The organism is Nocardioides phosphati (assembly GCF_014646375.1).
GTDB lineage: Bacteria > Actinomycetota > Actinomycetes > Propionibacteriales > Nocardioidaceae > Nocardioides > Nocardioides phosphati.
In genome coordinates this window covers 90,288-113,620 of record NZ_BMNI01000009.1, presented here as the reverse complement: position 1 = coordinate 113,620, position 23,333 = coordinate 90,288, and the positions used below count along the sequence as shown (strand labels likewise).

28 protein-coding genes are annotated in these 23,333 nt (G+C 69.2%); 15 read left to right on the top strand and 13 right to left on the bottom strand.

The annotated features are described in order from the left end of the window. The coding region (locus IEX47_RS15260; protein ID WP_188784878.1) for a DUF4231 domain-containing protein at positions 1-776 on the top strand (776 nt) is incomplete at its 5' end. Here IEX47_RS15260 and IEX47_RS15255 read toward each other — a convergent pair. The 7 genes from IEX47_RS15255 to IEX47_RS15225 all read right to left on the bottom strand — a co-directional run bounded on the left by IEX47_RS15255 (position 757) and on the right by IEX47_RS15225 (position 7,452). Further along, positions 757-1,215: a TIR domain-containing protein gene (locus IEX47_RS15255; protein ID WP_188784877.1), complete on the bottom strand. Its 459-nt coding sequence runs from the start codon at positions 1,213-1,215 to the stop codon at positions 757-759. The two genes, IEX47_RS15260 and IEX47_RS15255, sit on opposite strands and share 20 nt — an antisense overlap. Beyond that, entirely contained in the window at positions 1,215-2,000 is a 786-nt protein-coding gene (locus IEX47_RS15250) for a hypothetical protein (RefSeq protein WP_188784876.1), read from the bottom strand. The genes IEX47_RS15255 and IEX47_RS15250 overlap by 1 nt, the downstream gene beginning before the upstream one ends. Further along, entirely contained in the window at positions 1,997-3,319 is a 1,323-nt protein-coding gene (locus IEX47_RS15245) for a MazG C-terminal domain-containing protein (RefSeq protein ID WP_188784875.1), read from the bottom strand. Before IEX47_RS15245 ends, IEX47_RS15250 begins: the two co-directional genes overlap by 4 nt. A gap of 373 nt (positions 3,320-3,692) precedes the next feature. Beyond that, positions 3,693-4,400, bottom strand: a complete 708-nt coding sequence (locus IEX47_RS15240) for a toll/interleukin-1 receptor domain-containing protein (RefSeq protein WP_188784874.1) — start codon at positions 4,398-4,400, stop codon at positions 3,693-3,695. 153 nt (positions 4,401-4,553) lie between these two features. Then, positions 4,554-6,266, bottom strand: a complete 1,713-nt coding sequence (locus IEX47_RS15235; protein WP_188784873.1) for a DUF2075 domain-containing protein — start codon at positions 6,264-6,266, stop codon at positions 4,554-4,556. After that, the gene (locus IEX47_RS15230) at positions 6,247-6,573 is read right to left on the bottom strand and encodes a nucleotide pyrophosphohydrolase (RefSeq protein WP_188784872.1); all 327 of its coding nucleotides are present in this window, start codon (positions 6,571-6,573) and stop codon (positions 6,247-6,249) included. The genes IEX47_RS15235 and IEX47_RS15230 overlap by 20 nt, the downstream gene beginning before the upstream one ends. Before the next feature lie 48 nt (positions 6,574-6,621). Then, on the bottom strand, positions 6,622-7,452 hold the full coding sequence (locus tag IEX47_RS15225) for a GIY-YIG nuclease family protein (RefSeq protein ID WP_188784871.1): 831 nt from the start codon (positions 7,450-7,452) through the stop codon (positions 6,622-6,624). A gap of 144 nt (positions 7,453-7,596) precedes the next feature. Here IEX47_RS15225 and IEX47_RS15220 point away from each other — a divergent pair, with 144 nt between their 5' ends. The 6 genes from IEX47_RS15220 to IEX47_RS15195 all read left to right on the top strand — a co-directional run bounded on the left by IEX47_RS15220 (position 7,597) and on the right by IEX47_RS15195 (position 10,835). Further along, positions 7,597-7,938 (top strand): hypothetical protein, encoded by a 342-nt coding sequence (locus tag IEX47_RS15220; protein ID WP_188784884.1) that lies wholly within the window; start codon positions 7,597-7,599, stop codon positions 7,936-7,938. A gap of 164 nt (positions 7,939-8,102) precedes the next feature. After that, entirely contained in the window at positions 8,103-8,324 is a 222-nt protein-coding gene (locus IEX47_RS15215) for a hypothetical protein (protein WP_188784870.1), read from the top strand. 129 nt (positions 8,325-8,453) lie between these two features. Beyond that, positions 8,454-9,128, top strand: a complete 675-nt coding sequence (locus tag IEX47_RS15210; RefSeq protein WP_188784869.1) for a hypothetical protein — start codon at positions 8,454-8,456, stop codon at positions 9,126-9,128. Between the two features lie 61 nt (positions 9,129-9,189). Further along, positions 9,190-9,660, top strand: coding sequence for a hypothetical protein (locus IEX47_RS15205; protein ID WP_229662918.1), 471 nt, complete (start codon positions 9,190-9,192; stop codon positions 9,658-9,660). A 22-nt stretch (positions 9,661-9,682) separates the two neighbouring features. Then, a complete protein-coding gene (locus IEX47_RS15200; protein ID WP_188784868.1) occupies positions 9,683-10,096 on the top strand; it encodes an OsmC family protein in 414 nt (137 codons plus the stop codon). 49 nt (positions 10,097-10,145) lie between these two features. After that, a complete protein-coding gene (locus IEX47_RS15195) occupies positions 10,146-10,835 on the top strand; it encodes an FAD-dependent oxidoreductase (protein ID WP_188784867.1) in 690 nt (229 codons plus the stop codon). Between the two features lie 10 nt (positions 10,836-10,845). Here IEX47_RS15195 and IEX47_RS15190 read toward each other — a convergent pair whose 3' ends face one another. After that, on the bottom strand, positions 10,846-11,085 hold the full coding sequence (locus tag IEX47_RS15190; RefSeq protein WP_188784866.1) for a hypothetical protein: 240 nt from the start codon (positions 11,083-11,085) through the stop codon (positions 10,846-10,848). Between the two features lie 174 nt (positions 11,086-11,259). Between IEX47_RS15190 and IEX47_RS15185 the strand changes: the two genes are divergently transcribed. The 3 genes from IEX47_RS15185 to IEX47_RS15175 all read left to right on the top strand — a co-directional run bounded on the left by IEX47_RS15185 (position 11,260) and on the right by IEX47_RS15175 (position 13,972). Beyond that, a complete protein-coding gene (locus IEX47_RS15185; protein ID WP_188784865.1) occupies positions 11,260-11,451 on the top strand; it encodes a hypothetical protein in 192 nt (63 codons plus the stop codon). Positions 11,452-11,539: 88 nt separating this feature from the next. Then, complete coding sequence (locus tag IEX47_RS15180; protein ID WP_188784864.1) at positions 11,540-12,766, top strand: permease; 1,227 nt, start codon at positions 11,540-11,542, stop codon at positions 12,764-12,766. A gap of 162 nt (positions 12,767-12,928) precedes the next feature. Then, entirely contained in the window at positions 12,929-13,972 is a 1,044-nt protein-coding gene (locus IEX47_RS15175; RefSeq protein ID WP_188784863.1) for a M23 family metallopeptidase, read from the top strand. 61 nt (positions 13,973-14,033) lie between these two features. On the opposite strand, the gene IEX47_RS18005 is transcribed toward IEX47_RS15175, so the two are convergent. Beyond that, entirely contained in the window at positions 14,034-15,377 is a 1,344-nt protein-coding gene (locus IEX47_RS18005; protein ID WP_229662917.1) for a helix-turn-helix domain-containing protein, read from the bottom strand. 130 nt (positions 15,378-15,507) lie between these two features. On the opposite strand from IEX47_RS18005, the gene IEX47_RS15165 reads away from it, so the two are divergent. Then, positions 15,508-16,167 carry a hypothetical protein gene (locus IEX47_RS15165; protein ID WP_188784862.1) on the top strand — a complete coding sequence of 220 codons (660 nt, stop codon included), beginning with the start codon at positions 15,508-15,510 and terminating at the stop codon, positions 16,165-16,167. Between the two features lie 24 nt (positions 16,168-16,191). Here the strand turns inward: IEX47_RS15165 and IEX47_RS15160 are convergent, their stop codons facing one another. Further along, a complete protein-coding gene (locus tag IEX47_RS15160; protein ID WP_188784861.1) occupies positions 16,192-17,100 on the bottom strand; it encodes a patatin-like phospholipase family protein in 909 nt (302 codons plus the stop codon). 98 nt (positions 17,101-17,198) lie between these two features. On the opposite strand from IEX47_RS15160, the gene IEX47_RS18125 reads away from it, so the two are divergent. Together IEX47_RS18125 and IEX47_RS15155 are read left to right on the top strand one after the other, a co-directional pair. Beyond that, a complete protein-coding gene (locus IEX47_RS18125) occupies positions 17,199-17,333 on the top strand; it encodes a hypothetical protein (protein ID WP_268238990.1) in 135 nt (44 codons plus the stop codon). Next, positions 17,330-18,466, top strand: a complete 1,137-nt coding sequence (locus IEX47_RS15155; protein WP_188784860.1) for a N(5)-(carboxyethyl)ornithine synthase — start codon at positions 17,330-17,332, stop codon at positions 18,464-18,466. Before IEX47_RS18125 ends, IEX47_RS15155 begins: the two co-directional genes overlap by 4 nt. A gap of 28 nt (positions 18,467-18,494) precedes the next feature. Here IEX47_RS15155 and IEX47_RS15150 read toward each other — a convergent pair whose 3' ends face one another. The 3 genes from IEX47_RS15150 to IEX47_RS15140 all read right to left on the bottom strand — a co-directional run bounded on the left by IEX47_RS15150 (position 18,495) and on the right by IEX47_RS15140 (position 20,669). Then, complete coding sequence (locus tag IEX47_RS15150; protein WP_188784859.1) at positions 18,495-19,085, bottom strand: hypothetical protein; 591 nt, start codon at positions 19,083-19,085, stop codon at positions 18,495-18,497. 206 nt (positions 19,086-19,291) lie between these two features. Further along, complete coding sequence (locus IEX47_RS15145) at positions 19,292-20,065, bottom strand: maleylpyruvate isomerase family mycothiol-dependent enzyme (RefSeq protein WP_188784858.1); 774 nt, start codon at positions 20,063-20,065, stop codon at positions 19,292-19,294. A 10-nt stretch (positions 20,066-20,075) separates the two neighbouring features. Then, positions 20,076-20,669 carry a TetR/AcrR family transcriptional regulator gene (locus IEX47_RS15140; protein WP_188784857.1) on the bottom strand — a complete coding sequence of 198 codons (594 nt, stop codon included), beginning with the start codon at positions 20,667-20,669 and terminating at the stop codon, positions 20,076-20,078. A gap of 58 nt (positions 20,670-20,727) precedes the next feature. Here IEX47_RS15140 and IEX47_RS15135 point away from each other — a divergent pair, with 58 nt between their 5' ends. Both IEX47_RS15135 and IEX47_RS15130 read left to right on the top strand, forming a co-directional pair. Next, complete coding sequence (locus IEX47_RS15135) at positions 20,728-21,726, top strand: 5'-3' exonuclease (RefSeq protein WP_188784856.1); 999 nt, start codon at positions 20,728-20,730, stop codon at positions 21,724-21,726. Positions 21,727-21,885: 159 nt separating this feature from the next. After that, complete coding sequence (locus tag IEX47_RS15130) at positions 21,886-23,322, top strand: cytochrome ubiquinol oxidase subunit I (protein ID WP_188784855.1); 1,437 nt, start codon at positions 21,886-21,888, stop codon at positions 23,320-23,322. Positions 23,323-23,333 lie beyond the last annotated feature (11 nt).

Genomic DNA, 23,333 nt, shown 5'->3' with positions numbered 1-23,333 from the left:
GATTCACCCGGTGGCCGCGCCTACGTTGGAGGCACGCGCTCACTCAGGACGTCGTACACCACTCTGCTGGACTCCACTCCGTCTTCCTAGCCTCCATCGTCCTGGCTCTCTACCTTGGACTCGGCAAGCCCGATGAGGACTGGTATCAGGGCCGCGCGGCGGCAGAGTCGGTCAAGTCCCTGACTTGGTGCTACGTCACTGGCGCGGACCCGTTTCCGATTGGCACGCCCGACGTCGACGAAGCACTGGTCCACCGACTGCGCCAGATCGTGGATGAGCTCAGTCACGTAAGCACGTCCATCACCACGGGTGAGCAGATCACGACTGGGATGCGCGCCCTACGCGCCGCTTCGTTTACGAGTCGACGAGATGCCTACGTCGTGGGACGGATTGAAGATCAGCGTGGCTGGTACGCCTCAAAGGCACGCTTTCACCGCACGCGCGGGCGTCGACTCCTATGGAGCGCTGGGTTCTGCTCCCTGTTCGGCCTCGTCCTCGGCCTCCTGCGCGCCCAGGGTGTGATCAGCATCGACCTCGTGGGGGTCTCCGCGACCATCGGTGCCGCTCTGGTGGCCGAATCGCAACTGCGCCAACACAGCATCAACGCGAGTGCCTACGCTCTCGCCGCTCAGGAGTTGGGCATGGCCGCCACCTTGGCGAGGAACGCCGATGAGGCGGCATGGCCTCGAGTGGTCGGCGAAGCCGAGGAAGCCATCTCTCGTGAGCACACGATGTGGTGCGCTCGAAACGGGATCGTCAGCGCGAGCAATGGCTGATGGAGTTTCGAGGCATGTCCTTGCCTCGACTGGTGCCGTGGACGGCACGTTCCACGGCAGGACCGAACTCGGCGGCGTCAGAGGGCGTGTTCCAGTCAAGAATTTCCGCCCCCGCCTCAGTCAGGCCGGCAGGGATCTCGGCGCCCTCGTCGATCCTGATCCCGACCAACGCGTTTCCCTTCTCACGGCTCCATTCGATCTCGCGCGCGACCCACTCGCTCTGAGCGGTGTCCTTCCCAATCAAGACAACGGTCGCGCTGGTGCCCTTCAGCTGGTCCTTGATCCTGCTCGAGATGTAGTTGCGATTCTCGCTGTTGACCGGGTCGAGCAGGTGCCTGATAGAGAGATCAAGCTTGAGGTTCTTGTTGTAGGACATGAGGTTGAAGCCCTTCGCCCGCATCTGGTCGCGATGCTGATATGACAGGAACACCCTGCGCATCAGTCAGCGTCCAGATCCGGCGAGAGGGTGCCGGTGTCGCCGCAAGCCGGGCAACGCTTGAGTAGCGCCTTGTTCGCCACGACGCGGTCGCAGCGTGCGCAGCGCCAGCGCCCCGTCGGACTGCTGTTGGGTGCATCCACGGCGCCGGCCTCGGCACCGCTAGGCAGGTAGGTAGGTGCGTCGTCCCAACTAAACCCGTCGGCCCTTCCCCAGGACGGGTATGCGAACCCAGAGTGCTCCAGGGAGAACTGCTCCAGGCGCTTGACCTCAGCGAGATAATCCTCGGTCCGGTCGGTCTTGCCGTCGATCTCGCTCCGTAGCTGCTGCACGATGTCTGGCCCGATCGGCTTTTGGGTACGGAAGCGCACCAGGAGAGCTGCGCGGGCCGGCTTCGCCAAGGTCTTCGGGTCGATCGGGTCGACGAACTTGATCGCGTCGGCAGCTAGCGCATAGTCACCTCGGCTGGCGCCCCGCACACCCGGAGCAGACCAGCCAATGTGGTAGTAGCCAGTCAACCAGCGGACCCTGTGACGGCTGGTCATGAAGAAGATCGTGGCGGCGCCGTTGGAAACGATGGCCTTGCGCATTGAAGGCTCACAGGTCGAGAAAAGACCATAGGTACTGGTTTCAATGTTCGGGTCACTCTTGTTGTCCGCCGGCTTGGTGACTTCGCGGACCGGCCACCGCGCAAGCGGGTCGTTGAGATAAACCGAGAGATATCCGCCACCGTTATCGGTCAGCGATGTCCACGGCGGATTCGGCGGCCGGACGTCGGATGCGGTCATGGAGTACCTCTTTCCAGCGAGAACGGGGTCTTGGAGTACCGCAACTGACCCGCGTCAAGGTCGGCTAAGACGAAGCCCCCGCGGTTAAGGGCAAGCAGACGCAGGACTTGGAAGCCTTGACAGATGGCCTCTGCCCACAGCCAAACGGACAGGATTGAGACCTCAAGGTCGTCGGTGACGCTGGCAATCAGCTCAAGGAGCTCTTCTGGAACCTTGCGCACCTCGAGGTAATCGTCGTTGACGAACGCCTGCTTAGCGAGTATTGCTGCCAGGCCTTCTTCCGCGAAAACTGCCCGGGCACCGTCCTCATTATCGTCGATCGTTGGCACCGACTTTCGCTTGATTCGGAGGAGGTTGCGAAGGTTCGGCGACCATTGCAGAACCGCGAGGAAACCGAGATGGATCGCATCGTGGTAGCGATAGGCGTCGTCGCGATGCGAATTGTTGTCGACCTGGTCGCCAAGTTGCTGTCCGACCGTATAGCCCTTCATCTTCGGCATATCACCGGTTGCGAGCGGGATGGCGCCGTCTGGAAACGCGTTTGGCACCGCGTCGATCAGCGTCATGGTCACCTTGGGTTCACCGCTCGAACGGTCCTCCACGAACCGCAACTGCAGCTGTCGGGGAAACCGTTCCTCCTGCGGGAACGTTGCGTCGAACGGCTTGTGGCGCTGCGCTCGATTGACAGGCTCCACGCCCTGCAGGCGGTCGGCGTCACCCTTCATGACCGTGTCGATGTCAGCGCCGAGGTGTCGGCAAACCGCCGAGGAATACCACAGCAGGTCACCGAGCTCTTCGGCGACGAAGGCTTGCCAGTTGCTGATCTTGGAGTCGCCCCGGTACCGCTTCTTCTGTTCTACGAAAAGGCTGCCGACCTCGCCAGCCAAGCCGAGGAGGGGGACGCTGAGTTCCAACGGGTCCGAGCCAGCACCGATGTCCTGGTCGGTCTCGGCTGCGAGCCGGGCGTAGTACGAAAAGGTGAGCGAGCGTCCTTCGACCGGCATCTCGGCGGTGATGCCTCCGTGTCCAAGACTCCGGTGCCGTTGGTCTACCTTCCGCAGGTTGGCACGAGCTACCTCATCAAAGTCGAGACCCAGACCATTCGCCACCACCGTGCACCAGCGCACCAAGCGGCCGACCGCTCGTTCGATGGCACGTGTTCGGCCTGCAGCAGAGAGAGTATTTCGCAGGAACCTCTGCTGCGCATCAAGGATCGCCCCGACATGCGCACCCGTGCCAAGCAAGGGCACGAGCTCGTGAGCTGTGTCGTCGTCGGCCTGAGCGTCCGCGACGACCTGCTGATAGGCGGCGATCTCCACGTTGGTGAGGCTAGCTGTGGGCGCCGACACTTTTGCCGAAATCGGCAACGTCGCGACGCGCGGGGTGTGACGTCTCCTGGCGGACGAGGCGCTCGCTGAGGACTTGATGGACAGTTCCCCGCGCGTGCATCTCTTCAAGACCATCGAGTAAGGGATTCGTTCCCGCGTCCTTGCCGAGCATTCCGCATATTCGTGAAGCGGGTGTCGACCAGACCCGGGGCAGACTCCCCGGGGCTCCAAGACTCTGTGGGCCAGACCGCGGACCTGCGAGCGCCCGCCCGCCGCCTGCCGCCGCAACTGGTTTCCCGCCGATCGCGGAGCAGCCCAATGTTGACGGCCGGCGCAGAGTAGGAGCGGGTGACAGCGAGCGTGCTCAGACGGTGACGTCGAGGCTGACCAATTCAGCGATCTTGGTGGCGATGACGTCCATCGAATCTTCCGCAGTGTCCAGGCCGTTCCGCGAGCCGAGTAGCGGGCTTACCTTCCGAATCTCCTCGTATGTGGTGCCATGAACGACGGGGATAAGGAGGTCGCGAGACAGCAGCTCGGACAGCTCCTTGTCCGACACCCCGCCGCCGTCGACGCGCTTCAGAAAGGACGGCGTGATGAGGGCGAGGCCGACGCGGGAACGCGCCAGGCCACGGTCGATCTCGCGCATGAACGGCTGGCCAAGCAGAATGTCCTTCTCGCTGAACCAGACCGAGACGTCGTTCGCAATGAGGGCATCGTGAAGCTCCATCGCGATACTCTGCCGGTCGTCCCACGCATGGCAGAGGAACAAGTCGCGGAGGTCAGACTTGATCCCTACGGTCTCGACCGTCGTGCGGTAACGGTCAAGGGCCTGTACCTGTTCGGGCGTGTACGCAACGGTCGAGGTACTGGAGGACCAGCGCGGTTTGGTACCACCGCCCCCTCCCGAGCCGCCTCCGCCGGTCGCCCGCCGGGTTGGCGACTGGCTGTAGTAGGTCGCGGGCGAATAATAGGACTGCGATCGGCCGTAACCGTGAACCGGGCAATCGGCACCGCCGCCACGGATGTGGCCGCGGACTGGCGCTGTGCATCCGCCGCTATATCGACTCATGCCCGGAGTCTAGGCCCGACCACCGACAGTCTGGGGTACAAATACCCGTGTGCTCCCAGCTCACGCCTAATAGCGGTGCGGTGCGCATCCGCTTACGTCCGCGATGACCGCCGAGCCCGGATGCGTCATTCCGCCGCGTTTGACGCGGGTGTGTCAGAGCCAGCGCCGCAGGTACGCGCGCAGGGGCTCGTCACAGACGTAGACGTACGTGCCGAGCATGCCGCGGGTCAGCAGCACGCCGTAGATGTTGCGGACGAACTGCAGGATGTCGTCGTCGGTGTAGACGATCCCGAGCGCGCGGTTGTTCGTCGTACCGCGGGGGTCGAAGTACTGCTTCCGGTCGAAGACCGGGCGACCCAGTTCGGGGTCGAAGCGCAGGTCGCGGCCGATGATGACGCCGGCGTAGTTGAGGTCGTAGCCCTGGATGGTGTGGATCGAGCCGACCTCGTCGGGTGAGGTCTTCGAGGACACCCAGTCGACGTCGGTCGAGTTCCAGCGGAGCTTCACGCCGTCGAGCTCGATGTCGAAGCCCTCGGGGTCGTTCTTCGTCTTCCACGGCCACGCGAAGCCAGCGACCATCCGGGCGAGGCCGGCCTCCTTCTCGCGCTTCCGGATCTCGTCCTGCAACTCCCCCGCGTCGTCGATGAGGCGCAGGTCGTACTCGCCGAACTCGCGCCGCTCCGTCACCGTCCCGTCGAGCACGCTGCGGATATAGGCGACGTAGTCGTCATCAGCCTTCACCCGCATCTGCGAGCGAAGTACGTAGTGACGCTCTTCGGCCCGGGCTGACTCGACCAACGCACGCACCGTGTGGGGCGCGAGGTCTGCCGGGCGTACGGACTGCTCGCCGTCGACAAGGAAGATCTGGTGCCGGCTCTTCCTCATGATCCAGTCAACCTGCGTGAGCTGGACGTCGTCCTCGCCGAACAGGGCCTTGTTGATGTCGGCGAACATACGGTTCAGCGGGCCCGCTGCCTGCGCCGCGCGCTGGTTGAGGCGATGCGCCTCGTCGACGATCAGCAGGTCGAAGCCCTCAGCCCGTCCGCCGACCTGGAAGGGGCTCAGCACCTGACTGCGGTGAAGGCCCGGAGTCTTGCTGAAGACCCGCTCGATCGACCGACGCAGCGACTGCTGCGGGACCACCAAGCCCACGCGGAAGCCCTGCAGGAGCTCGCAGTACCCAGGCTGGAAGAAGTCCGACAGGCGCTCGTCTCCCTCGACAACCTCGTCCTCCGAGGAGTTCTGGATGTCGCTGAGCAGCTTCATCAGGTAGATCGCGACGACCGTCTTGCCGGTGCCGGGTGCACCCTGGATGACGATCCGACTGGACGTACCCGCGGCGAGGTCCTCGAAGAGCCCCTCGACGATGACCTCGACGGCGCCCGCCTGGTCCTCGGTCAGCTCCTTGAACGGCGAGAGCTTGAAGAGGTCCGAGTTCTTGATCTCTGGCATCGTCCGCGTGAAGAGGCCCGCCTCCCGCAGCTCCTCGAAGATCGCGTCGAACGTCGCCTGGTAGTCGTCACGGCGGTAGTAGTCGCGGTCGGAGACGCCGATGTTCTTGTTGAGCACGCTGAACGTGCCGTCGCCGGCAAACATCTGGATGAGGAACGACTCAAGGTCCAGGCAGACGGACTTGTTGAACGTCGGGTCGACGACGACGCGGGCTGCACGCAGCGCCGCCTTCTCCTTCGAGTCGAGGTGCTGCCGCAGCCTCGACGCGCCACGCGAGGACTCGCCGACATACACGTGGTTCGGGCCGTCGAGCGCGTAGACGACCGGCCAGTTCAGGTGCTTGGGATCCGTGCCCGCCCAGGCCTCGAGGTTGGCCCGGTCGAAGCGGAACCGGTCAATCCGGAAGCTGGTCATACTTCTCGCTCCGGCCGCGCGCCTTCTCCACCGGGTACTTCACCCGCGTCTCCTCGAGCTTGTCGAGCACGATCTTGTCCGGGTCGAGGTCGAGCTTCATGGCCAGCAGGTAGCAGTACGACAGGACGTCGGCCAGCTCGGCGGCGACGTCATCACGTGGGGCCTCATCGGTCCACTGGAAGAGCTCGAGCAACTCGCCGGACTCGATCACGACGCTCTTGGCGAGGTTGGCGCCCGAGTGGAACTGCGCCCAGTCGCGCTCCTCGACGAAGGCGGCGAGTGCTTCCAGGACGGCGGTCGATGGCATGTTGCAACCGTAGTGAACGGACGCTGGCCGTGCGTGTGTTCGGCCGGGTCAGTTCCGGTTGAGGCCGAACTCGCGGCTCATCAAAGCGCGCTTGAAGTGCGACTCGGCTGCGTCGACCTCGGCCATCGGCGTGGACGGGCCGAATACCCGCAGGATCGACCACTGGAAGTGGCGCGAGTGCTCCGCATCCACGCTCTTCAGGTCGCGGAGCGCCACGTTGCCGCCGTGTCCGTCGCGCCCATACTCAGCCCATCGGCCCAGCAGTCGATCCGAACCGTCGGCCTTGCCGACGTAGTGCTTTCCAGTGCTCGTGTCGGTGATCAGGTAGATCCCCTGCACACTGCCGAGAGCGGTCCGCCAGGCGGCGTAGCGGGAGTCTTCGAGGACCTCCCGCAGTGCGGGGCGATCGAGAAGGACGTTGTCGTACCCGGGGAAGGGCACGACTTCAGGATCGGCGATCTCGACGACCGGGAACGCGGCTGCTACTTCGCCCCTCTTCGCCCAGTTGATCGCGTCCTTGGACCATTCGGTCACGAGGCGATTTGCCAGCGACGACAGTGCCGTCGACGGCCGCAGGTCGAAGAAGCGCCCCTCGTGGGTGCGTTCGTCGACAGATTCACCGAAGTTCTCGAACGCACCCCAGTAACGGCAACGACGCCCCGATTCCGCCAGGAAGTTGAGCCAGATCCGCGGCTGGTCGGCGTTGAACTTGAGGCGCTGTTCTCGCGCATAGGCGAGCACCTTTTCGGGCGTCGTCTCCCCGCGCACCAGACCGTTGACGTTGTAGGTGTGCCGGACAACGAGAACGTCAGCGGGGTCCAGCCCGGCCGCAGCGAACAGGTGGCCGAGATTCAGGTCGCCCGCAGGAGAGATCGTCACGCTCGAAGGGTAGGGAGAAGAGCCGACACTGTCGACGCATTGCGTTGGCGTGGGAGCGTCAGGATCGACCGGTAGCTGAGCCGGCCACGCTGGGCGGGTGCGACGTTGGCCCCTTGTGTCGGGCGCTTCGTCCACCCTTCACCCATGGGCGAGATCGAAGACGGAACGCGATGCGGGTGCCCGCTGTGTAGCTGCGCGTGCGGCAACGATGCCGACCTGCTTGCGGCTGATGGCACTCCCCTGTGCGGCTGCTGCTACGCCGACTGCCCGGACGTCCACGACCAGACCCATGTCGTCGTCGCGCGGGCCGTGCCGTGGGCAGGCGGCTGGGAGCTCCACGTCGACGGCGTCGGCGTCACGCAGGCGGAGGACCTGAGTGACGCTGCTGACCAGGTGCGGGGACTGCTTGTGGCGCTCGAGCATCCGTCAGCCAACGAAGCCAGGGTGAAGGTCCTTCGCACGGCTGGCCCGGCTGGGCTTGGATAAGCCCGTGAACCCCGCACTCTGAATCGTGGCCGGGTTGCTGGCGATCATGCTCGTCGGCATCGGCGCGCGCAACCGCACCAAGCCGAATGCCGACCGGCGCCGAATCACTGGTGGACCGAGGTCGACCGGACGCAGGCCCACCAACCAGCAAGGGAGTCGGCACCATGAACGACATCGACACGGCTCGGGCACAGCACCTCCGCAGGCACCTGATGACGCCGGAAGCGCTCGCGCACGCGGCCGTCATCGGCCAGCGTGCCGACCTCACGCGCCACCACGGGCAGGGCAACGGGATGCGGGTGCACGTCTTCTACTTCGCCGCGGTCTCCCTCGTCGCCCTGGCGATGATGATCGCCGCGGTCGTCGTCGCCAACGCCACGCCGTGACCCGGGCGCTCGTTTGTCCGGCCGTGCCACGGGTACGTCGCGAGCCCTGACACACCGGCTCAGACGACGACAGGCGGGGAGACCATGACGGACCGCTCGGGGACCATGACTGGCGCTGTCGATCGGGCCATGGCGCTGCCCGCGCGCGTCGGTGGCGCAGCGCTGGCGACGGCCGTGCGGGGATTGAAGCTCGCGCGGCCGGACGAGAAGCCGCTGCACCCGCGCGGTGACTACTTCCGGGGCACCGTGACTCGCTTCGGCGGCGGCGACTCCGGCGTTCCCTGGCTCGACGACACCGGCACCGACGAGGTGGTCGTGCGGATGTCGCGGGCCATCGGCCTGCCGCGTCCCTGGCCCGACGTTCGAGGGATCGCGCTCCGCCTGCAGCTCGGCGACCGCGAGTCCGACCTGCTGTTCGCGACGACCGGCTGGGGCCGGCTCACCCGCTTCCTGCTGACCGCCGCGTGGAAGGCAGACCGGCAGCCGTACACCACGTTGCTGCCGTACCGGACTCCGCAGGGGCCCGTCGTGCTCGGCCTCCGGCCCGACGGACAAGGGGTGTTCCACCTGGAGCGCGCCTTCGGCACGGGCGAGTGGAAGCCGTTCGGGCGCCTGGTGCTCGACGGTCGGTACGCCGGCCCGGCGCTGTCGTTCGACCCGATCGCGGCACCCGTCCCCGGCCTCCCTCCGTACGCGTGGGTCGCGGCGCTGCGCCGGCCGTCGTACCGCACGGCCCAGAAGGGACGGAGCGGGGCTGCTCAACCCACGCCCGGCGATCACACGGAGAGGGGCGGCCCCGTCTGACCCGAGGGCGACCCCATGAATCCGGGCGTTCGCCGCGCGCCCTGCCGTCCGTAGGTCGAACATGGACCCACCGCCGACCGACGAGACGAGGCTGACGATGGATCTGCGATGGAGCACCGACGTGGTGCTGCTGTGTGCCGGGCTGATCTTCCTGTGGGCGCTGCTGCTGGGCGTCGTGAAGTACCAGCAGATGGCGACGTCTGAGGACCACCTCGCGCACCCGTACATCGACACGGCCCACCGCGCGGCGCTGCTCTACAGCTTCGCCTCGCTGCTGGTGGCGACCTTCGTGGAGCTGAGCGCGTGGAGCGACGTGGTCGACATGGTGGCTGCCGGCGCGCTGATCGTCTTCTTCGTCGGCGCCATCGCCGGCTACCAGGTCCACGGGATGCGAGCCCGGACGACCAACCAGTTCGCCGACCCCTACCCGAGCGCTGCCCTGCTGCACACCTTCATGTTCCTGTTGATCGCCGCGGAGATCGGCGGCCTCGTCGTCCTCCTTGCCGGGTTCGCGAAGGCGCAACTCTTCTGACGTCGCGCCCTACGATCGGCAGATGGAGCTCTCACCCCTGGGCGTGGTCGCCACCGCCGGGAGCCTCCGGGCTGCCGACGGCGTGCACCTGGCGCATGCCTGGACGGACGCCGGAGTGATCGCGGCACCGGTGACGAACGGCGCGCACGTCCTCCACCTGTCGGTCGCTCTCTGCGTCCTCAACGACACCTATCGCGAGGCGGCGGCGCTCGGCATCACCGTGGACGGAGTGCGGGTCGAGGCGGACGGTGCCTTCGCGGACGACTGGAGCTCGACGGGCATCACCTACCGCGTCACGCTCGACTCCCCCGCCTCCCCCGAGGACCAGCTGCGACTCCTGGACGTCGTGGAGAAGGTCGCCGAGATCCCCCGGGCGATCCGTCGCGGGGCGCCGGTGAGCCGCGTCCCCTGCGCGACGCCGTCTCCTGCTCCGTAGGATCGGGGCGCTTCAGCGCGACCTGCTGGGCACCACCAGGAGGACGCACATGCCGCACCAGCTCGTCGACATCCCGCTCGTCGTGGCCGAACGCCGCGAGGAGAACGCCGACCACCTGACGCTCGTCTTCGAGCGACCGCGCGGCTTCGATTTCGAGGCCGGCGACTGGATGGACCTCGAGTTCCCCGGGCGCGAGCTGGCGGGCGGCCGGACGTACTCGATGTCCTCCTCCCCCGGCGAGCCGGACATCGCGATCACGTTCAAGATCGGGCAGAGCGCGTTCAAGCGGGGCCTGCAGGAGGCGAAGCCCGGCGACACGATGCGGATGACGGCGTACGGCAACGACTACGACTTCTCGCTGCGCCAGCACCGCTCGAGCGTGCTGATCGCGGCGGGCGTGGGCGTCGCGCCGTTCCGCAGCATGATCGCCCAGATGGCCGAGACCGACAGCGCCGAGGAAGCGCACCTGATCTATCTCAACCGGACCGACGACTTCCTCTTCCGCGACGAGCTCGACGCCTGGGCCAGGCAGCTCCCCGGCGTCACGATCGACTACGTCGTCACCGCCGGCATGAAGAGCAAGGAACGCCGCCGCATCCTCGCCGACACCGTCAGCGATGCCGTGCACTACTACTACATCGCCGGGCCGCCGGCGATGATCGAGGCAACCGAGGTCGTGTTGATGGACGCCGGCGCGGACCACGACGACATCCGCATCGACTCGTTCGGCGGCTACTGAGCCGGGCGCCTCACGAGTAGCGGTGGCTCTTGGCGCTGTGGCCGTGCTCCCGCGTGCAGGTGCGGCCGCTCATGTTGCGGTGGCCGCAGAGCTCATCGGACGCCGGCACCGCAGCCTTGGCGACCTTGGCCGCCGGCTCGGCGGGCGTCGTCTTGAGGGGCTGGGGCCGACGGGCCGCCGTCGCCGGGCGCGCGGCCTGCTGCGCATAGCGCGCCTCACGGAGGGCGCGCAGGTCATCGATCTTGCTCATCGTCGCTTCACCCGGAGGACACTAGCGGCGCCCACCGACAGTCGCCCCGCGCCGGCCGCTTCGGGCGCGCAGGGACCGGGCACGCAGGGACCAAGGGCCCGCGCTGGTGTGCCGGTCGCTCCTGCCGGCGGGCGGTTCGTGCCGACGAGACTCGACCCGACGAGAGGAGCGGTCATGAGGCGAGTCATCGAGGTCGCGCTGGTCGCGGCAGTGCTGCTGGGAGCGGGCGCGGCTGCGCCGGCCCACGCGGACGACGCGTTCGGTCAGCACGTCCGCCAGTGCGAGAAGAACATGGGCTTCGACGGCGTGCACAACCCCGGGATGCACCACGGTGCCGCGGGCTGGGACCCGCAGCACGTGTGCTGATCCGTGGAAGCAGGCCACGGCAGCCGTCGGCGTACGGCCGTGACCGTGGACACGGGCGCGGCTATCGTCGACACGAGGAGGGACCACGATGAATCCTCTTGCCGAGGCAGGGCACGCGCTGCAGATGGCGGCGGCCATGGGGTGGGAGATCCTGTGGCCGTTGATCCTGGGCTTCACGCTCTCGGGCGTGATCCAGGCCGTCGTACGCCGCGAGCAGGTCACCCGGCTGCTCGAGGGCGACTCACCGCGCCACCTGGCGTGGGCGACGGGCCTGGGCGCCGCCTCGTCCTCCTGCTCGTACGCCGCGGTGGCACTCGCCCGCTCGCTCTTCCGCAAGGGTGCCTCGCTGAGCGCGGCGATGGCCTTCGAGATCGCCTCGACCAACCTGGTGATCGAGCTCGGGATCATCCTGGCGCTGCTGATGGGGTGGCAGTTCACGCTGGCGGAGTTCGTCGGCGGGCCGATCATGATCGTGCTCGTCGCCCTGGCCTTCCGGCTCTGGATGCGCGGCCGCATCGTCGACGCCGCCCGCGCGCAGGCCGAGCGTGGACTGACCGGCTCGATGGAGGGGCACGCCGCGATGGACATGTCGGTCAAGCGCGAGGGCACCCTGTGGCAACGGCTCTTCTCGGGTGACGGCTTCACCTCGGTGGCGCACTACTACGTCATGGACTGGGCCTCGGTGCTGCGCGACATCGTGCTCGGCCTGCTCATCGCCGGCGCCTTCGCCGCGTGGATCCCGACCAACTGGCTGCAGGCGTTCTTCCTCACCGACGACCCGACGGCGGCGAAGGTCTGGGGCCCGCTGATCGGCCCGCTCGTCGCCGTCGTCAGCTTCGTCTGCTCGATCGGCAACGTCCCGCTCGCGGCCGTCCTCTGGAACGGCGGGATCAGCTTCGGCGGCGTGGTCAGCTTCCTCTTCGCGGACCTGATCATCGTGCCGATCATCCTGATCTACCGGAAGTACTACGGCACCCGGGCCGCCCTGCGAATCACCGGCATCTTCTACCTCGCGATGGTCGGAGCCGGCTACGTCATCGAGCTCGTCTTCGCACCGCTCGGGCTGATCCCGGACGAGCGCAGCGCCAAGGTCGTCGAGGCCTCGTTCACCTGGAACTACACGACGTGGCTCAACATCGCCTTCCTGCTCCTCACCGCGGTGCTGCTCGTGCGGTTCGTCCGCACCGGCGGCGTCGCCATGCTGCGGATGATGGGCGGCAGCCCCGAGGCCCACGCGGGCCACCCGGGCCACCCGGGCCACGAGGGCCACGAGGGCCACCCGGGCCACCGGGGCCACGGGGGCCACGAGGACTAGGACGCCGTCGAGCCTGCGGCCGTGGCATCCGGCCAGGTCCGCGAGCGAGATCTCGACGGATCAGTCCGCACAACGCCTGCGAAGGCCCCCGGAGCCGTGTGACCATGGACGCCGGTGTCTCCGCCCCCTTCGCGTGCGGACACCGGAGAGCGGGGAGGGCTCATGTCACTGCGTCACGTCGTCATCACGGTTGCCGCAACCGCGGCTGCCGTCGCCGGCCTGTCGATGCCGTCGGCACACGCGCCGGCAGCGGCGGCGGTCACCGTCGACGCGAGCCATCCGTACTCCGACCCGGTCTGGTGGCCGCTGCGCGACTGGTCCCAGAACGACTGCTACAACACCAACTGCACCAAGGACGGCAAGCCCCACCACGGCACGTGGGAGATGGACCTCGACGCGATCCGCCAGAAGAACGGCGTCCCCGACACGCACGGCGAGTACCCCACCGACGACCCGGTCCACGCGATGGGCGCCGGCATCGTGCACATCGGTGCCCCGATGCCGTGCGACTCCCGGGGCAGCCACCGCGGCAACTGGGTCTGGGTCGACCACGGCAACGGCGTCACGTCGACGTACGGCCATCTGGGCTCGATCCGCGTCACCGAAGGCGCCTACGTCACCCCGTCGACCCAGCTCGGCACGGTCGGCCAGAGCGGCTCGTGCACGACCAGCACCATCCAGTACCTCTACCTCGCGGTCTCCCGCGGCGGCCAGCTGGTCGAGATCAAGACCATGAACGCGTGCCGCGCCGACACCGGTGCCCGCGTCACCTGGCCCGAGGAGCAGTACCCCGACGCCGTCAGCTACCGCAGCGGCACGACGGCGAAGACCTGGAACAACCTGCTCGTCCCCACGACCCAGCCCCACCAGTACTTCCCGCCCGCCGACGGCACGTGCATCCCCAGCGGAGGTACGCCGGACCAGCCGGCCACGCCGTACGCAAGCCGCCCGGCCTCGCACCAGCTCGCCTTCAGGTGGACCAAGGGCACCCTCGCGACGAGCAGCACCGTCGAGCTCCAGTCCCGGGTCTGCAGCTCCAGCGGCACGTGCAAGTGGATCGCCTCCCGCAAGGCGACCACGACCGGCAGCACCTACACCTTCGGCGCCCTCGACAACGGCCGCCGCTACCGGGCACGCGTCTGGCTCCACAACAGCGTCGGCTACAGCAAGCAGTCGGCCTGGAAGGAAGCCACGCCCAGCGCCTGACCGCTCCGCCCGGACGGTCGGCACGACGAGCTGAGCAGACTCGGCCGGGGCGGCGGCGTCCTCACCCGCGGTGGTACTCCAGCGCCGCGAGGACGCGGCGGTTCACGGTCGGATCGGCGTGGAGCCCCAGCTTGGCGAAGACGGTGCTGATCAGTGGCTCGACCGTCTTCACGCTGAGGTGCAGCTCCTGGCAGATCGCCGCATTGGTCAGTCCGCGCGCCATCAGCTCGAGGACGTCGCGCTCCCGCGGGGTCAGGTGCTCGAGGTGGCCGGCGGTGCGCTCGCGGCGTACGACCTCGGCCAGGGTGAGACGGTCCAGGAGGAGCGCGGCCTGGGCGACGAGGTCCTGCATCATCCGCTCCTCGCGGCGCGTGAGTCCCGCAGCACCCGGTACGACGATCGCACCGACGAGCGCCTCACCTGACCGCACCGGCCACACCCGGTCGGGCAGCCCGACGAGCGGGGCGGGCGCCGGGTCGGCGTCCGGCTCGGGCCACACGCCGACTGCGTGGAGGGCGGCTTCATCACCCATCCACACGCTCGTTGCGCCTGCGTCCAGCGCCTCCGCAGCCGTGCGGGCCAGCGCGGTCGGCAGGCCGACGGAGTCGTCGTGCGCGCCGGTGAGCCAGGACAGGGCGCGGTAGCGCGCGAGCACGTGTCCGTGGACGGCCGCCCACCCCGCAGCCAACGGCACCAGCGAGACCATCACCAGCCCGGGCCGGGGCGAGTGCGTGGCGATCAGCCCGGCGACGAGGACGACGAAGGCAGCCGCCACTCCCAGGAGCAGCCCCAGCAGCGGCGCACGGCTCCGCCCCGACCGCCAGCGCACAGCGACCGCGACGACCCACGAGAGCTGGAGGGTGAGGTAGAGCGGCAGGGCCAGCGCGTGCCAGAGCGTGTCGGCCAACCCGCGGCCGGGCAGGCTGAACGGCGGCGCGAGGGTCAGCCCTGCGGAGTCCCACTCGACGGGCCACAGAGCCGAGAGCAGGGCCGCAACGGCGGCGACGACACAGGCGACGAGCGCGGCCGGACGCCACCGCGGCCCCGGCAAATGTCCGTCGGGGAAGCAGACCACCGCAGCAGTCGTCGCGAGCATCCCGACGACGATCGGCCAGACGCCGAGCCAGCCGAGCCACGACGCCACCGTGCCGGTCGCCGTGTGCCCCACCTGGCGGCCGACGAACATGACCGCCTCGACCAGCCCGGCGGCGAGGAAGAGCACACCCTCGCGGCTCCGCGGACGCTCCGTGGCGAGCCAGGCTCCGACCAGCGAGAGCGTGATCCCGAGGATGCCGTTGTGCAGGTTGCTCCACCAGATCCCGCGCGTGAAGCCGAGCGCGACGAGCACGCAGGAGAGGCTCCCCACGAGCAGGGAGAGCGCCTCGCGCCGCACCTGTGTCGCCACGTCCTGATCGTGGCACAGCGCGGGGCCTCCCACCCCGGGGAAAACCCTGCCTCCCGCTTGCAGGGTCAGCCCCGTACCGGCCAGGCCCTCAGGCGGCGGACGTTGGAGGTCCCCACCCGAGGAGACCCTGATGACCACCACACTCGACTCCCCCACGCGCTCGGGCCGAGCCCTCGACAGCGCGACCATCGCCGCGCTGGTCGGCGCGGCCGTCGCCTTCAACGTCGGCGGCGCGCTGCACCCCAACGACAGCGGCACCGGGAACAAGGTCGCGCAGCTCCACGACATGCTGCTCGACGGCGCCTGGTACCCCTCCCACGTGGGGCTGCTGGTCTCGTTCGCCCTCTTCAGCGTCGCGCTGGCGCGGCTCCACCACCACCCGCTGGCACCGGCCACACGGCGTACGGCGGGGGTGATGGTGGTCGTCTCGGCGGCGACGACGGTCGCGATGGTGCCCCACCTGCTGGCACCGCTCGGAGCTGCGTCGCTCGCGGACGGGCAGCAGAGCGCGCTGAGCGTCTTCATGACGATCGACGAGACGCTGGCCGACGCACCGTGGGCCGTGGGCATCGCCCTGCTCGCCCTCGTCGGCGGTGTCGCGACCGATCTCGGGAACCGCGTGACGGCAGTCCTCGGCGTGGTCGGCGGCCTCTGCTTCGCAGCAGCGGCGGTGACGATCCCGTTCACCGACGCGCTCGACGGGCTCTTCGCGGTCGGTGGCCTGGGCATCACGCTCTGGGCGCTCGGCGTCGCCGCGGTGGGCGCGTGGCGCCGGCGAACTGCGAGGTGACAGCAGCGAGCGACCTGCGCGCCTTCAGCCGAAGAGCGCGTGCACGGCCCGTCGGCCCACCTCGATCGCCTCGGTGACGAGGTCGAGCGAGCCGCCCAGGCGGGCGACGTCGGCGGAGCCGAGCGGCGGACGCACCTGCAGGACCTCGCCGCCCACCTGCGCCGCGTCTGCCGCGGCGTACGTCAGGTGCCGGCGGCCGTGGCTGCGCCCCGCACCCCGTGCGAACGCCGCGAAGTACGGCGCGAGCAGCACTCGCTCCGCACGTGAGGTCGTCACGGTCTGGTCCTCGCGCCGCGTGCGCAGGACGAGGACGTGGGTGGCGCCCTGGCGGAGCGCGGTGAGGTACGGGATCGCCTCCGACAGACCGCCGTCGACGAACGCGCGGCCACCCAGCCGCACCGGCCGGCCCGCGATCATCGGCAGGCACGAGCTCGCCTTGAGCGCGGTCTGGAGCGTGGCCCGGTCGACGATGCAGGGATGGATGTCGACGGCCTCCCCCGTCGCCGCGTCCGTCGCCATCGGGTGGAAGCTGACCGGGTTGGCCAGGATCGCCTCGAAGTCCATCGGCGTGATCTGCTCGTAGACGTGCTCGATGAGCACAGAGAGGTCCACGAGCGGCCCGCCGCGCAGCAGGCGCCGGGGGTTCGTGACACCGGCGCTGGCCACCTCAGGAGCACCCCAGCTCGGCAGCCACTTCTGCGCCTCGCCGGTCAGCAGCCACGCGGCGTTGAGCGCGCCGCCCGACGTGCCGTAGACCGCGTCGAAGCAACCGGTGAGCCCGAGCTCGTCGAGGGCGAGCGCCATCCCCGCGGAGTACGCCGCACGGTTGCCGCCGCCCTCGATGGCGAGGGCGACGCGGTGGCCATCCGGACGCGCGCCGGGACCGCCCGGTCCGGACCGTCGTGCCCGCAGGATGTCCACGAGGTCGCTCATGTGGCGAGCGTGCCAGACCGCCGCCGACGCGGGGGCGCGGGGTGGGGCGTACTGTCACCGGCAGGAGCCATTCAGGCTTCCTCTCAGAGAGAACCCACATGAGCGACAAGTCGCCGCGCCAGAGCATGACCAAGAAGACCGGCAAGTCCATCAAGGAGAAGCGCGCCGACAAGCGCAACCTCGGGCAGCCGGAGACGCTCGCCGACAAGGTCCATCCGGGCAAGAAGAAGTGACGCTCGCGACGCTCGGCGTCATCGGGTCCTCAGCCAAGGAGAACGAGTTCCGGCTGCCGATCCACCCGGACCACCTCCCCCACCTCGACGCGGACCTCCGCGCGCGGATCACCCTCGAGCACGGGTACGCCGCGAAGTTCGGCGTCGCGGACGCCGCCCTGCAGCCGTACGTCGCGGGGTTCGCCTCGCGCGAGCAGCTGCTGGCGGAGTCGGAGGTCGTGCTGCTGCCCAAGCCGCAGCTCTCCGACGTGCAGGCGATGCGATCCGGGCAGGTGCTCTGGGGCTGGCCGCACTGCGTCCAGGACACCGCGCTCACCCAGGCGGCGATCGACAACGAGCTGACCCTGATCGCCTTCGAGGCGATGAACCACTGGACGCGTGACGGCGCCGTCGGGCTGCACGTCTTCCACAAGAACAACGAGCTGGCCGGCTACTGCTCGGTGCTCCAGGCACTCGAGCTCGCCGGGCTCACCGGCGACTACGGCCGCCGGCTGAGCGCGGTCGTCATCGGCTTCGGCGCCACCGCGCGCGGAGCGGTCACCGCGCTCAACGCGCACGGCGTGCACGAGGTCGCGGTGCTGACCAACCGCGACGTCGCGGCGGTCGGCTCACCGATCCACTCGGTGCGGATCCGGCAGTTCGAGCACGACCCGGTCAACGGCAGCGACGTGATCACCGAGCGCGGCCGCGAGCCGCTGCCGGCGTACCTCGCGGAGAACGACATCGTCGTCAACTGCACCTTCCAGGACACCGCGAACCCGCTCGTCTACCTGCAGGACGAGGACCTGGCGGCGTTCCGTCCGGGCAGCCTGATCGTCGACGTGTCGTGCGACCTCGGGATGGGGTTCAGCTTCGCCCGTCCGACGGGCTTCGACGACCCGACGTTCGTGGTGGGCGACAACGTCCTCTACTACGGCGTCGACCACTCGCCGTCGTACCTGTGGAACTCCGCGACCTGGGAGAACAGCAGCGCCCTCATCCCGTTCCTCCGGCGCGTGCTCGCGGGCGGCGCCGCGTGGGACGCCGACGAGACGCTGAGCCGCGCGATCGAGATTCGCGACGGGCACGTCGTCAACCCCGCGATCCTCGCCTTCCAGGGACGATCACCGGAAGCGCCCTACCGCGTGGCGTGAGGGCGCTCCGGTCGCGTCGTACGTCGGGTCAGGCGCTCTCGAACCAGGGCTGGTGCAGGTCGTAGAAGGTGGCCGACTGCATCGCGTAGGCGAGCTCGCGCTGGACGTCGGCGGGCGGAGGGATCTGCTCGCCGCGTCGCGCCTCGGCCTCACTCGTGAAGGCGACGGTCTCGGTGAACGTGCCGTCCGGCTCGAGTGCGAGCGTGGCCCCGATGACATCGGGGCGCGCCTCGTGCAGGGCCCGCGTGTCAGCCATCATCGCCTTGAGCCGCTCCGGGTCGTCGACCTTGCCGCGGATGATCTGGACGAAGCCGGCGTCGTCGGAGCCTCCGTCGAGCATCAGCGTGACGTCGTCGCAGTCGTGGAACTCGAGGGGTCCGTCCATGAGGGCGGTCAGCCGCTGTGCCCACTCACCCTGCTCCGGGCGCTCGGAGTTGGCGGTCGCAGCCTCGCGCGAGTCGAAGCGGACGACGCCGATCAGCTGGCCGTCGTCGGTGAAGCCGTAGGTGCCGCCCAACCAGCCGTCGGCGCCGGGCGCCAGGTCCCGACGCCACTCGTCGAGCAGCTGATGGACCTCGTCCTGCCGTGAACAGGGGCCTTGCACAACCTGGATGAACATCGCTTGCCTCCACGCTCGTCGGGATCGGAGGAACACCGGTCGAGGCGCGGGGCGGGCCCCGGCCGGGCCCATCCGTCAACGTACGCCGGGTGGCTGGCGGGCGCCACGGACCCCAGTGTCAACCCCCGTGCCGAACGGGTGGTGAGCGCCGGGCAGCCGGTGGGCTCCGGCCCGGGTCCGGCACCCCGGGCCACACCGGCCCCTGCCTAGAACGGCACGAACGTCGTCAGCAGGCCGTGGTCGGCGGCGCCCCGCCCGGAGACGACCCGGCAGAACTCCTCGGCATCGAGCGTGAACTGCTCCCCACCCACGCCGGCCGACCAGTGCCCACCGGCGGGGCCGGTCAGCGTCAGCTCGTAGGGCTGGCCGTGGCGCACCGCCCAGTCCTCCACGACGTCGGCCACGAAGACCCCGTCGTGCTCGGCCGTCAGCTGCATCGGGCGCCCGAGGGCGTGGGCGATGTCGCTGCGGTGCATCCACGGGTCGCGGGTGAGGACGGTGTCGATCAGGTAGCCCACCCGCCACCGCTCCGGGGTGGTGCCGTCGGGGCCGCTGTCGGTGATCACCTGGCCCCGCATGAGGCCCGGCCGGCGCCGCCGGCCCGCGACCGCACGAGGCCCGATCCGCTCCATCGCGGCCACCAGCTCGTCGTTGGCCAGGTCCTGGTGCTTGCGGACCTGGAGCTCGGTGAGCGCGTCGATCTGTGGCTTGCCGGTGCGCTTCGCGGTCCGGGAGGCGGCCATCAGCTGCCGTGCCATCTCCGGCAGGGACGCTCCGAGCTCGGCCATGCCGAGCGTGTGGCCGGCCATGTCGCGCACCGTCCAGCCCGGGCAGCTCGTCGGCGCCCGCCAGTCGTCGTCGGAGAGCCCGCCGAGCAGGCCGGCGAAGCGGGCGTACTCCTCCGCGGCGAGCGCCATCGCGGTGTCGCGGTCAAACCTGCTGTCGTACGTCGTGGGGCTGGGTGCGGTGCGCGTGGTCATGCCGGTCTCCTCAGAGTCCGAAGTGGTCGGCGAGCATCCCGACCGCCCGTTCGAGCTGCCGGGCGTAGCGGTCCCCGCCGGGGTCGTTGGCGAGCTGGGCGTCCACGAGGCCGCCCACCACCGCCGCGAGCAGGTCGAGGTCCGCCTCCGCGGTGACCCCGATCGTGGCCAGGTGGTCGCGCGTGAGCTGCCACAGGGCGAGGGAGGGCGCGTAGGCCTCCTCGCTCGGCTGGAAGTCCACGCTGATCCTGGCGTTCATGAGCTGGTTGCGCGCCTGGTCCGCCACGGCGTAGTCGAAGTAGGCCCGGATCATCACGAGCATGGAGGCGCGGGGCTCGTCGGGCAGCCCGCGCTCCCAGGTCGCCCTCATCTCGTCGAGGCAGCCCTGCCAGGCCTGGCCGAACATCGCGTCGTAGACGTGGTTCTTCGACGCGAAGTGCGTGTAGAGCGACGGCGGTCGCATGCCGACGCGCTCGGCGACGTCCTTGAGGGTGAGCGCCGCGATGCCCTTCTCGTGCGCCACGTCCCAGGCCGCGTCGAGGATCTCGCGGCGACTTGCCTCACGTCGTTCGGCAATCCTATCGCGCGTAGGAGTTCCTACCATGCTTAGGACGATGCGCCCGGCGGCCCCCGCTTGTCAAGGGCCGCCTACGATGACCGCGATGTCGACCTCTCCGAACGGCCGCCGGCTCCTGCTCGTCGTCGACGCCCCCTCCCTGCTGCACCGCAACCACCACGCGCGGGCGCACACCGGCATGACCGATCGCGCCGGCCGTCCCGCGTGGGCGCTGCACGGCATGCTGCGCCAGATCCTCGAGGCGATCGACACGTTCGCGCCGGACGCACTGGTCTTCGGGCTCGACGACCGCACCGCGTCGGTGCGCCGCGACTTCTACCCGGACTACAAGGCGGGGCGGGCCGAGAAGGACGCCAGCCTCGTCGACCAGCTCGAGCGGGCCGGCTCGCTGCTCGACGCGCTGGGCCTCGCCACCCTGACTCCCCCGGGCCTCGAGGCGGACGACGTCAACGCCTCGGCCGCCGCCTGGGCGCAGGCCAACGACTGGAACTGCGTCGTCGTCACCTCGGACCGCGACGCCTTCGCCCTGATCAGCGACCACACTCGCGTCCTCCGCCTGATCAACGGCGGCATCAACGGCTCTCCCCTGCTCACCCGCCGCAGCCTCCACGCGATGTACGGCGTCCACGCCGAGCGCTACCTCGAGTACGCCGCCCTCCGCGGCGACGCGAGCGACAACCTGCCCGGCGTGAGCGGCATCGGCGAGAAGACAGCGGCCGCCTTGCTGGCGCAGCTCGGGCCGATGGAGGGCGTCTGGGCGGACATCGACCACAACGGCGGCGCGGCGGTCGTCGCCGTCCTCGACGAGTGGGCAGCCGACACCGGCACCCGCAAGATCGGCAGCCGCGTGGTCAAGGCGCTCACCGCCGACGGCGCCCGCCAGCGCTACGACTTCAACGTGCGGATGATGACCGGGCGCTCCGACATCGAGCTCGGCCTCACCCCCGACGTACCCGGGACGCCGGGGCTGCTGCCGCTCCCGTGGGAGCGGGTCTCGCGCGTCGTCGACTTCCTCGGCGACCCGGCCACGAGCGCCCTCGCGCAACGGATCCTGAGCACCGACCCGGCCTCCGCCGCGCGCTGAGGTCCCGCGCCGCGCGGGCGACAGGTCACCTCGCGGCGGGGCCCAAGGTCCCGCAGGGACGGGAGGTCCGACCGTGGGAGCCGACCCTCCCCGCTTCCTAGCGTGGTCGGAGCCGGGCAACTGCCGGCCCGCCCTCCCGACCCGTGCCAGGAGCCTCCCGTGGACCCGACCGACATCGCGCGGTGGCAGTTCGCCATCACCACCGTCTACCACTTCCTCTTCGTCCCGATCACGATCGGGCTGTCGGCGATCATCGCCGGCTACGAGTTCACCTGGCTGCGCACCGGTGACGAGCGCTGGCTGCGGCTGACCAAGTTCTTCGGGAAGCTCTTCCTCATCAACTTCGCCATCGGCGTGGTGACCGGCATCGTGCAGGAGTTCCAGTTCGGCATGAACTGGAGCGACTACTCGCGCTTCGTCGGCGACGTCTTCGGCGCGCCCCTCGCCATCGAGGGCCTGCTTGCCTTCTTCCTCGAGTCGACCTTCCTCGGCCTGTGGATCTTCGGCTGGGACCGGCTGCCCGCGAAGCTGCACGCGGCCTGCATCGCGCTGGTGCACGTCGGCACCCTGTTCTCGGCGTACTTCATCCTCGCGGCGAACTCCTGGATGCAGCACCCCGTCGGCTACGCCTTCAACGCGAGGACGGGGCGCGCCGAGATGAACGACTTCGCCGCGGTGCTCTTCAACAAGGTCCAGCTGGTGACCTTCCCGCACGTCGTCCTGTCGGCGTACATGACCGGTGCCGCCTTCGTCGTCGGCATCGCGCTGTGGCACCTGCGCCGCGCCCGCACCGACGCGGACCGCACGCTGTACCGCCCCGCGGTGCGCACCGGCGCCTGGATCATGCTCGTGGCGGCCCTGGGCGTCTTCGTCAGCGGTGACCTGCAGGGCAAGATCATGACCGAGGTCCAGCCGATGAAGATGGCGGCCGCCGAGGGCCTCTACAAGACCGAGAAGCCGGCCGCGTTCTCCGTCTTCCAGCTCGGCTCGCTCGACGGCTCGCACGAGACGTTCTCGGTGAAGATCCCGGGCCTGCTCTCGTTCCTCGCCACCGGCTCGCCCAGCGGCGAGGTGAAGGGCATCGACGACCTGCGCGCGACGTACGAGAAGACGTACGGCGCCGACCCGGGCGCGGCGTACTACTCCCCCGGCGACTACACGCCGGTGATCCCGCTGACCTACTGGACCTTCCGGCTGATGATGGGCCTGGGCTTCGCGGGCGCCGCCGTCGGTGCGTGGGTGCTGTGGGCGACGCGCAGGGGGCGCACACCGCAGGGCCGGGCCGTGCTCGGAGCCGCGCTCGCCGTGCCGTTCCTGCCGCTCTTCGCCAACTCCTTCGGCTGGATCTTCACCGAGATGGGGCGCCAGCCCTGGGCCGTCTTCGGCCTGATGACGACCGAGCACTCGGTCTCGCCGGGCCTCACCACCGCCGAGGCCTGGACCTCGCTGCTCACCCTCACCGCGGTGTACGGCGTGCTCGCGGTCGTCGAGATCCGGCTGATGCTCACCTGGATCGCGAAGGGCGCGGAGGAGCTGCCGACCCCCGCCGACCCGGGCCTGAGCCCCGACGACCGTCCCCTCGCGTTCGCCTACTGACTGCCCCGAGA

Coding starts and splice junctions, on each gene's coding strand:
- IEX47_RS15255 (WP_188784877.1), bottom strand. CDS start 1,215: ATGCGCAGGGTGTTCCTGTCATATCAGCATCGCGACCAGATGCGGGCG.
- IEX47_RS15250 (WP_188784876.1), bottom strand. CDS start 2,000: ATGACCGCATCCGACGTCCGGCCGCCGAATCCGCCGTGGACATCGCTG.
- IEX47_RS15240 (WP_188784874.1), bottom strand. CDS start 4,400: ATGAGTCGATATAGCGGCGGATGCACAGCGCCAGTCCGCGGCCACATC.
- IEX47_RS15235 (WP_188784873.1), bottom strand. CDS start 6,266: ATGACCAGCTTCCGGATTGACCGGTTCCGCTTCGACCGGGCCAACCTC.
- IEX47_RS15230 (WP_188784872.1), bottom strand. CDS start 6,573: ATGCCATCGACCGCCGTCCTGGAAGCACTCGCCGCCTTCGTCGAGGAG.
- IEX47_RS15220 (WP_188784884.1), top strand. CDS start 7,597: ATGGGCGAGATCGAAGACGGAACGCGATGCGGGTGCCCGCTGTGTAGC.
- IEX47_RS15215 (WP_188784870.1), top strand. CDS start 8,103: ATGAACGACATCGACACGGCTCGGGCACAGCACCTCCGCAGGCACCTG.
- IEX47_RS15210 (WP_188784869.1), top strand. CDS start 8,454: ATGGCGCTGCCCGCGCGCGTCGGTGGCGCAGCGCTGGCGACGGCCGTG.
- IEX47_RS15205 (WP_229662918.1), top strand. CDS start 9,190: ATGGACCCACCGCCGACCGACGAGACGAGGCTGACGATGGATCTGCGA.
- IEX47_RS15200 (WP_188784868.1), top strand. CDS start 9,683: ATGGAGCTCTCACCCCTGGGCGTGGTCGCCACCGCCGGGAGCCTCCGG.
- IEX47_RS15195 (WP_188784867.1), top strand. CDS start 10,146: ATGCCGCACCAGCTCGTCGACATCCCGCTCGTCGTGGCCGAACGCCGC.
- IEX47_RS15190 (WP_188784866.1), bottom strand. CDS start 11,085: ATGAGCAAGATCGATGACCTGCGCGCCCTCCGTGAGGCGCGCTATGCG.
- IEX47_RS15185 (WP_188784865.1), top strand. CDS start 11,260: ATGAGGCGAGTCATCGAGGTCGCGCTGGTCGCGGCAGTGCTGCTGGGA.
- IEX47_RS15180 (WP_188784864.1), top strand. CDS start 11,540: ATGAATCCTCTTGCCGAGGCAGGGCACGCGCTGCAGATGGCGGCGGCC.
- IEX47_RS15175 (WP_188784863.1), top strand. CDS start 12,929: ATGTCACTGCGTCACGTCGTCATCACGGTTGCCGCAACCGCGGCTGCC.
- IEX47_RS15165 (WP_188784862.1), top strand. CDS start 15,508: ATGACCACCACACTCGACTCCCCCACGCGCTCGGGCCGAGCCCTCGAC.
- IEX47_RS15160 (WP_188784861.1), bottom strand. CDS start 17,100: ATGAGCGACCTCGTGGACATCCTGCGGGCACGACGGTCCGGACCGGGC.
- IEX47_RS18125 (WP_268238990.1), top strand. CDS start 17,199: ATGAGCGACAAGTCGCCGCGCCAGAGCATGACCAAGAAGACCGGCAAG.
- IEX47_RS15150 (WP_188784859.1), bottom strand. CDS start 19,085: ATGTTCATCCAGGTTGTGCAAGGCCCCTGTTCACGGCAGGACGAGGTC.
- IEX47_RS15145 (WP_188784858.1), bottom strand. CDS start 20,065: ATGACCACGCGCACCGCACCCAGCCCCACGACGTACGACAGCAGGTTT.
- IEX47_RS15140 (WP_188784857.1), bottom strand. CDS start 20,669: ATGGTAGGAACTCCTACGCGCGATAGGATTGCCGAACGACGTGAGGCA.
- IEX47_RS15135 (WP_188784856.1), top strand. CDS start 20,728: ATGTCGACCTCTCCGAACGGCCGCCGGCTCCTGCTCGTCGTCGACGCC.